Annotated in this window: 5 protein-coding genes and 6 tRNA genes; 9 read left to right on the plus strand and 2 right to left on the minus strand. The window is 36.9% G+C overall.

What is annotated here, in order from left to right:
• Positions 1-365: 365 nt before the first annotated feature.
• Complete coding sequence (locus M0Q17_RS09920; RefSeq protein WP_295086425.1) at positions 366-1,334, plus strand: integron integrase; 969 nt, start codon at positions 366-368, stop codon at positions 1,332-1,334.
• 101 nt (positions 1,335-1,435) lie between these two features.
• On the opposite strand, the gene ileS is transcribed toward M0Q17_RS09920, so the two are convergent.
• Positions 1,436-4,195 carry an isoleucine--tRNA ligase gene (ileS, locus tag M0Q17_RS09925; protein ID WP_295086427.1) on the minus strand — a complete coding sequence of 920 codons (2,760 nt, stop codon included), beginning with the start codon at positions 4,193-4,195 and terminating at the stop codon, positions 1,436-1,438.
• Positions 4,196-4,317: 122 nt separating this feature from the next.
• Between ileS and M0Q17_RS09930 the strand changes: the two genes are divergently transcribed.
• The 7 genes from M0Q17_RS09930 (at position 4,318) to M0Q17_RS09960 (ending at position 6,374) form a co-directional block, all read left to right on the plus strand.
• Positions 4,318-5,406 (plus strand): CinA family protein, encoded by a 1,089-nt coding sequence (locus M0Q17_RS09930; protein ID WP_295086429.1) that lies wholly within the window; start codon positions 4,318-4,320, stop codon positions 5,404-5,406.
• 75 nt (positions 5,407-5,481) lie between these two features.
• Positions 5,482-5,557: transfer RNA gene (locus M0Q17_RS09935), tRNA-Lys, on the plus strand.
• 13 nt (positions 5,558-5,570) lie between these two features.
• Positions 5,571-5,647: transfer RNA gene (locus M0Q17_RS09940), tRNA-Asp, on the plus strand.
• A gap of 82 nt (positions 5,648-5,729) precedes the next feature.
• Positions 5,730-5,805, plus strand: a tRNA-Val gene (locus M0Q17_RS09945).
• Positions 5,806-6,010: 205 nt separating this feature from the next.
• Positions 6,011-6,086: transfer RNA gene (locus M0Q17_RS09950), tRNA-Glu, on the plus strand.
• A gap of 27 nt (positions 6,087-6,113) precedes the next feature.
• A tRNA-Val gene (locus M0Q17_RS09955) sits at positions 6,114-6,189 on the plus strand.
• 108 nt (positions 6,190-6,297) lie between these two features.
• A tRNA-Asp gene (locus M0Q17_RS09960) sits at positions 6,298-6,374 on the plus strand.
• Between the two features lie 69 nt (positions 6,375-6,443).
• Here M0Q17_RS09960 and M0Q17_RS09965 read toward each other — a convergent pair.
• Positions 6,444-7,556, minus strand: a complete 1,113-nt coding sequence (locus M0Q17_RS09965) for an FtsW/RodA/SpoVE family cell cycle protein (protein ID WP_295086431.1) — start codon at positions 7,554-7,556, stop codon at positions 6,444-6,446.
• A 49-nt stretch (positions 7,557-7,605) separates the two neighbouring features.
• On the opposite strand from M0Q17_RS09965, the gene M0Q17_RS09970 reads away from it, so the two are divergent.
• On the plus strand, positions 7,606-8,285 hold a 680-nt coding region (locus M0Q17_RS09970; RefSeq protein WP_295086433.1), incomplete at its 3' end, for an RluA family pseudouridine synthase.

Consider the following 8,285-nt stretch of genomic DNA (forward strand, 5'->3'; position numbering starts at 1 on the left):
TAGGTTTTGCAATGGTTGCTTGCTCCTCCCGCTTGTTATCTGGCGCTGTGCGACAGATGACTAGTGGGTGTTCAACCCGCGCCCCCGTTATCCGGTCACGCAGTGAGCGGATAACTATTTATTCAAACACATTATATACTGAGTAACTTAAAAAAACAAAAATAACTTGTATATTAAATGTGTGTTAATAATTAAAAATATGACAAATTGCAATATTTTTTACTTTTTAGAAAAAAATTGCATATTATTCTTAAATATATAGTGTGTGTTAAGTGTCTTACAGAGAAATAACACACACAAATGTTTGTTAATTGTTAAAAAAACTACATAACGGACATAATGTAGCTTAAACAAAGGGGGATAATATGCAAGTGAAAAAGAAACTTTTAGATTTAGTTCGTGATAAAATTAGGTTTAAACACTATAGTTATTCAACTGAGAGAACATATGTCCATTGGATAAAGCATTATATATTTTTTCACAACAAGAAGCATCCAGTTGAGATGGGTAAAGTTGAGATAGAGACTTATCTAACAAAATTAGCCACAAAAGACAGAGTTTCACCTACTACTCAAAATCAAGCTTTTAGTGCCTTGTTATTTTTATATAAAGAAGTTTTAGGTATTGATATGAGTGAGTGGAACATCCAAGCACTGAGAGCACAAGAGAGAAAACATATACCAGTTGTTTTAACAAAAGATGAAGTTAGAAGTGTTTTGCAAAATATACCTATGGAGTACAGTTTGCTCGTGCATTTGATGTATGGTTGTGGGCTTAGAATGAATGAGGCTTTAAGTCTGAGAATAAAAGATATAGATTTTGGATTTGATAAAATTTATATTTGGGATTCTAAATCATTAAAAGATAGAACTGTTCCACTGCCTTTAAAATTAAAGCAGCAACTACTTAGTCAAGTTGAGTTGGTTACAAATCTTCATAAGCAAGATCTAGATAATGGTTACGGGAGTGTTTATATACCTTATGCATTAGAAAAAAAGTATCCAAAATCTAAGCTTGAAACAAAGTGGCAATTTTTATTTCCCATGAAAAATATTTCAACTGACCCTAGAACTAAAGAGAAAAGACGCCACCATGTTCATCCGCAAACTTTAGGACGAAACATAAAAATAGCATCTCAAAAAGCAAAGCTAAACAAGCGCGTAACCTCACATATTTTTAGACACTCTTATGCTACGCATCTACTACAAGCTGGTATAGATTTGCGAAGCATACAAGAACTTTTAGGTCATAAAAGTGTTGAGACAACTATGATATACACTCATGTAGTTAGTGAAATGAACAAAGCTAAACTTATAAGCCCTCTGGATTTCTAGACTTTTTCCCTAGCTTGACAAGTGCTATTCCGATGCCTATTATGACAAATATCACAGCTATGGTCGCTGCGATAAATGTAAAAGATACAGGCTCAGTGAAGTTAGGCATTTAACACCCTTGTACATCTTTGGCATGTTGACTCTTCATCGGCTGATTGGTACTTCCAGCATCTTGGACATTTTGCTTTTGTCGCTTTTGCTATGATGAAAGTATCGCCCTCTACGCTGAATGTTTCAAGATTTTCGGATGTTTCGCCGCTTGAAATGCCTGAAACAACAAACCAGTCCTCAGCTTCTGTTTTGTTCATCTTAAGAACACTCTGCGACTCCGTATAGAGTACCAACTCTAGTGTGTTTTTTATGATTTTCTCTTTTTTAAGAGCATCAACTTTTTCATAAAAACTCTCTCTAGCAGTAAACATATATTCAACATTAAATGTTGAGTGGACATCTTCAATGCTCTCATAAACAAAATCAAAAATATCCTCTTTGTTACCTTTTATAATAGCAGGAGCATTCTCTACAATCTCATCTGCCGTATAAGTAAGTATCGGAGCGATTAATCCAAGAAGTGACTTTGTCATGATAGCCATAGCGCTTTGGCTTGCGTTTCTTTTTGCATCATCTTTGCCATCACAATATAGACTATCTTTTGTAATGTCGATGTAGATTCCGCTTAATTCGTTTACTATGAAGTTATTCAGTAGGCTCATGCCATGTACAAAGTTATAGCCGCTAAATGACTTATGAACTGCATCAAAAACAGTTTTTGCTTCACTAAGTATCCATTTATCCAGTTCGCCCATTTGTTCATAAGGAGTTATTGCTTTTAAATCATTAATATTTGCAAGCATAATTCTAAAAGTGTTTCTTAGTTTACGGTAGTTTTCTGCCGTCTGTTTTAGTATGCCTTGAGAGATTTTCAAGTCTCCTTGATAGTCACTAGAAGCTACCCAAAGACGTAAAATCTCACTGCCGTACTCCTTTAAAACTTTATCAGGTGCAACAACATTGCCTTTGGACTTTGACATCTTCTCGCCCTTTTCATCAACCGTGAAACCGTGGGTAAGAACTCCTTTGTATGGTGCTTTATGCTCAACTGCAGCGCTTAAAAACATAGATGACTGAAACCAACCACGATGCTGATCACTTCCCTCTACATAGAGGTCTGCCGGATATTCGCCTGCATCATAGTTGCGAGATTTTAAAACTGAGTACCATGTAGAACCGCTGTCAAACCAAACATCTAAAATGTCTGTTACTTTTTCAAGTTCATCTGCACTATATCCTGCACCCGGATAGAGTAGCTGTTCTGTCGGCATCGAGTACCACGCGTCACTTCCGTGCATCTCAAAAATCATCGCCGTAAAGTTTAAAACCTTCTCATCTAGCAAAACTTCATCCGTTGCTTTTACTCTAAAAAATGCGATAGGAACTCCCCAATCTCTTTGGCGTGAGATACACCAGTCAGGCCTGTTTTCAACCATTGACTTGAGTCTGTTTTTGCCACTTTGAGGGTAAAAGAGAGTCTTCTGGACTTCATCAAGAGCGATTTGTCTTAATGTTCTATCTTCACCTTCGGGTGTGCCATCTACGCTGATAAACCACTGCTTGGTCGCACGAAAAATCAGAGGGGTGTGGCTTCTCCAACAGTGTGGGTAGGAGTGTTTAAATTTGGAGACGCTTATAACACTATCTCCCATCAGCTCAATAATGTCTTCGTTAGATTTAAAGATATGACGTCCTACAAACTCCTCTGCATTTGGAATTAAGCCATCGCGCACAACGCTCTCATCATAACATCCCGTCTCATCGACTGGCATAATAACTTCTAAATCATAAACAAGTCCGATGCGGTAGTCATCCTCCCCGTGTCCCGGAGCCGTGTGAACACATCCAGTTCCGTTGTCTATAAGAACATGTTCTCCTAAAACTATGCGTGATGTTTTGCCGTTTAGCGGATTAATTGCCAAAAGATTTTCAAACTCTTTAGCTTTGAATGTTTTAGCAATATCGCCACTTAAAACACCACTCTCTTTAAGTGAAGGAAGAAGCTCTTTAGCAACGATGTAGCCCGTTGAAGTTAGAACATACTCCTCATGAGGATTTAAAGAGATAGCAGTGTTTGCGGGAATTGTCCATGGAGTTGTTGTCCAGATAACTAAAGCAGTTTTTGAGTCGATGGAGAGTTTTGTTTTTGCTTCCTCGCTTAATTTAAATGCTATAAAGATAGAGTAATCCTCTTTATCTTCATACTCAACTTCAGCTTCGGCAAGTGCCGTTCTCTCAGCCCATGACCAAAAAACAGGCTTGCTCCTCTCGATTAAAAGTCCTTTTTTTGCAACATTACAAAGAGTACGGTAGATGTTTGCTTCAAACTTATAGTCCATCGTTACATATGGGTTTTCCCAGTCGGCGATGATGCCGAGTTGTTTAAACTCAGCTCTTTGAATATCTACAAACTCAGCTGCATGAGCGCGGCAAAGTTCTCTTATTTTTGCAGTAGGGAGAAGCTCTTTTTTCTGCTTGCCGCCGAGTTTTTTCTCAACCTGTTGCTCAATCGGAAGACCATGACAATCCCAGCCCGGAGTAAAACGGACTGACTTGCCGTTAAAATAGTTATGTTTAATGATTATGTCTTTTAAAATTTTGTTGAGTGCATGTCCGATGTGGGTATGCCCGTTTGCGTATGGAGGACCGTCATGAAGAGTAAAACTTTTTGCATCTTTGCGATTTATTTTCATCTTCTCATATATTTTCTTCTCATCCCAAGAAGCGTATCTTTTTGGTTCATTATTAATGAGATTGCCTCTCATTTCAAATTTTGTAGTTGGTAAAAGTAGCGTATCTTTGTAATCCATAGTATGTCCCAAATTGTATAAAATTTTTGCATTGTATCCTTAGAGGCTTTAAAAGCTACTTTAATATATATAATTGGTGTTATAATGGAGTAAAATTATTTTTGTAAAAGGCTATTTATACGATGAAACTGCACCTTTTGTTAATCGGCAATAAATTTATATACAACTTGTCTTTAAGAGAGTATATTATTAGAAAAATTGAGCAAAAAACAGATTTTATAGACTCAATAACTTTTTTTAAAGAGAGTGATAATTCACTTTTTTTATATTTAGAAAAAGAGCTTCACTCAGCAAATAGATATATTATAGTAACAAGTAAACAGCATTTTTCTACTATTGGAAAACTCATATGCACCGTTACAAGTGATAATCAAATTTTAAAAGATGACATGCTGATACCCTCAAACAGTGCTGTTTTTGAAGATGGAAGTTATCTTTTAGAGTATAAAAATTCGCTAACAAATGTTTTGCATGTAGATGAGATGCAAAGAGTTCCCGAGATACTTCTTGATTTTGAAGAATCAAGCGCTACTATGCATCTTTTTGAAGAAGATAGGGAGAGTGCGTTAGCCATACTTGCTCCGATTGCGCAGATGTATGACTTGAAAATAGATGCAATAAACCTTATAGACGGGTGGCTCAAAGTAAATATAAGAAGTAAGAAATATGGAAATATATCTAAGTTTATATCTTCAGCAAAGCAGCTTTTGCCAAACAAAATTATTGCCGCTACAAATGTTATAGCTTATATTATAGAAAAATTATCAGCTAAGAGTAAAAAGATTGCTTTTGCAGAGAGCTGCAGCGGGGGGCTTTTAAGCTACTATTTTACAAAAAATAACGGCTCTTCAAAAATCTTTGATGGCTCTTTGGTAACTTACTCAAATACTATTAAAGAGAATTGGCTTGGAGTAAGCTCAAAAACATTGCAGGAGTACGGAGCCGTAAGCAATGAGGTAGTCTTAGAGATGAGCGAGGGCGTGCTTAATGTCAGCAACGCTGATTACGCTATATCTATAAGCGGGATAGCAGGTGATGGCGGCGGCACTGCACTAAAACCAGTTGGAACTGTATATATAAGTGTAAGAAGCAAAACTAAACATATAGAAAATCGTTTAAATTTAAGTGGAGATAGAAACTATATTCAGCATCAGAGCGTGCTTTTTGCCATTAAAATGTTGCTATTAATGGACAAAGAGATGTTTTTTTAAATTTGAGGCTTTTTATCTTGACAATTAAAACCTATTTGCATATAATTTCGACCTCTTAAGCAATTAGGGGAAAATGTCTTGTTAGCTCAGCTGGTAGAGCACGTCACTTTTAATGATGTGGCCGATGGTTCGAATCCATCACAGGACACCATTTTATCAAATGCGCGGTGGTAGTTCAGTTGGTTAGAATACCTGCCTGTCACGCAGGGGGTCACGGGTTCGAGCCCCGTTCACCGCGCCATTATTTTATTAGTACACAAAATGAGCAAAGTTTATCGAACTAGTTTGATTTTTGTATTAATTTATATGTTTTTAGTAAAAATGGGCGTTTAGCTCAGTTGGTAGAGCGCTACCCTTACAAGGTAGATGTCACTGGTTCGAGTCCAGTAATGCCCACCATTTTGTTTTATATGCACGAAGCTTTTGACTCACGTACTTTAGTACGCTTCGCCAAAACCTTAAGCACATCTAAAATTAAAAACAATTTTGTTTTATAAGCAACAAAGCTTGAAACTCACGTACTTTAGTACGCTTCGCTTCAATCTTTAGCACTTCTAAAATCAAAAACAAGTTTTATACCAAAGCCTTTTGTTTAAATGAAAGTGACCCTTTCGTCTAGTGGCCAAGGACACTATCACTTCATGGTAGGGACAGAGGTTCAAATCCTTTAGGGGTCGCCACAAAATGGTGTAACAAAGTCATAAAATGGGCGTTTAGCTCAGTTGGTAGAGCGCTACCCTTACAAGGTAGATGTCACTGGTTCGAGTCCAGTAATGCCCACCATTTTTTGTTTTATATGCACGAAGCTTTTGACTCACGTACTTTAGTACGCTTCGCCAAAACCTTAAGCACATCTAAAATCAAAAAAATTTAGTAACAATTATTTAATGCGCGGTGGTAGTTCAGTTGGTTAGAATACCTGCCTGTCACGCAGGGGGTCACGGGTTCGAGCCCCGTTCACCGCGCCACACCCCTTTTTTTTAAATCTTCTTTTATTAATCTAACTTCATAAATCACAAACTTAAACTATGCTAATTCTATAAAAAGCTCTTAGTTCCCCGTCCGTCATACATGTCTTTATATCTGAACGTTATAAGATTTTGCATAATAGCAATGAGTATTATAAAGTTTATAAAACTGCTGCCCCCATAACTAAACATTGGTAGAGGAACTCCGACAACAGGAGCGTATCCGATTGTCATAGCGATATTTATGCCCATGTAGATAAAAATCATAAACGAAATTGAGATGGTTACAACTTTTATATAATAGTCATTATAAAAGAGGCTTAAGCTAAATAGATGCAAGATAAGTGTCACGTAGATAAGTATAATTCCAAGTGCCCCTAAAAATCCACTTCTCTCTACAAGAAAGGCAAAAATAAAGTCACTTGTTGATATTGGAAGAAATCGCATTTGCGTCTGGGTTGCTTCATCTTTTGATTTGCCTGTAAGCCCCCCTGATCCTATAGCGATTATGGATTGCTGCACATGGTAAGAGGGTTTTTCACTGAGAAAATCTTTAATTCTTGTCTTTTGATAGTCATGCAACAAAAATTTATATGCAACAGGAGAAAGAAGTAGAATTGCACCGAGAATAACTGCCCATATTTTCCAATAAACACCTATGAAAAAGAGCACCCCGTAACCGATGAGAAGAAGAACCATGGCTGTTCCCAAATCAGGCTCATTAGCTATTAGGAAAAAGGGCAAAAGAATATAAAAACTGATTCTAAGAAACTCTTTTATTTTATAGCCTTGCATTGGCGGAGGGTTTCTGTGAATAAGATAAGCAAGCATTAAAATAAGTGCCGGTTTTACAAACTCAGATGGTTGGATGGTTGCATCAATAAAGGGTATATCTATCCATCTCTGCGCCCCAAGTCTGGCGTGTCCGAAAAATTCAACTGCTATAAGAAGTGCTATATTTATCCAGTAAATAAGCGGAATTACCCAAATCATTCTACGAATCGGAAGAAAAAATACACCCAAAAAGACTAAAAAAGAGACACCGACATAAGCCGTTTGTTTTTGTGCAAGGGCAGGTACGACTTCATCAATCAGCCAGTGTGAAGTAATTATAAGCGGAATTATTAAGATAATTGAAATGAAATCAAATTGTGCTAAAATGCGCTTATCAATTCTCCACAAATTTAAAACTCCATAAAATTTTAGAAATTGTATCATAAAGGTTAATAATATGAATAAAACACAGAGTTATATTTGCGAAAATCCAGAACGCTTAGATACATTTCTAACGTCACAAATTGGGCATAGTCGTTCACAAATTGCCAGTTTAATCAAAAAAGAGTACGTAGAAGTTGACGATAAAATAGTTTCGCGCAGCGGTGTTAAATTAAAAGAGAATCAAATAGTTAGAGTTACGTTTCCAGAAGCAGAGCCAAAACCTGCACTTGAGATTGATTTTGATGTAGAGATACTTTATGAAGATGAAGATGTTTTAGTTATAAACAAGCCAAGCGGACTTACAGTGCATCCAGCACCTAGCGTGAGGGAGGCAACGCTTGTTGATTGGCTCAAGCACAAAGGTATTAGACTCTCTACAATAAGTGCGCAGGAGCGTCATGGAATAGTTCACAGACTTGATAAAGGCACAAGCGGAACTATGGTTATAGCAAAAAACAACGCTTCTCATGAGTTTTTATCCGAGCAGCTTCAAGATAAAAGTATGGGAAGATACTATTTGGCGGTCATAAATCCTCCTCTAAAAGAGGATATAACGCAGATAGAACTTCCTATCGCAAGAAGTGCTCACAACAGACTTAAGATGGCATGTCTTGAGCATGGAAAATATGCAAAGACGTTTTTTAAAAATCTAGCTCTTAGCATTGATGAAAAAAATCAGTTTGTCGCATGTAA

Source organism: Sulfurimonas sp. (assembly GCF_023229105.1).
Taxonomy (GTDB): Bacteria; Campylobacterota; Campylobacteria; order Campylobacterales; family Sulfurimonadaceae; genus Sulfurimonas.

Excerpts from the sequence above, each read along its gene's own strand:
- M0Q17_RS09920 (WP_295086425.1), top strand. The coding sequence starts at position 366 with ATGCAAGTGAAAAAGAAACTTTTAGATTTAGTTCGTGATAAAATTAGG.
- ileS (WP_295086427.1), bottom strand. The coding sequence starts at position 4,195 with ATGGATTACAAAGATACGCTACTTTTACCAACTACAAAATTTGAAATG.
- M0Q17_RS09930 (WP_295086429.1), top strand. The coding sequence starts at position 4,318 with ATGAAACTGCACCTTTTGTTAATCGGCAATAAATTTATATACAACTTG.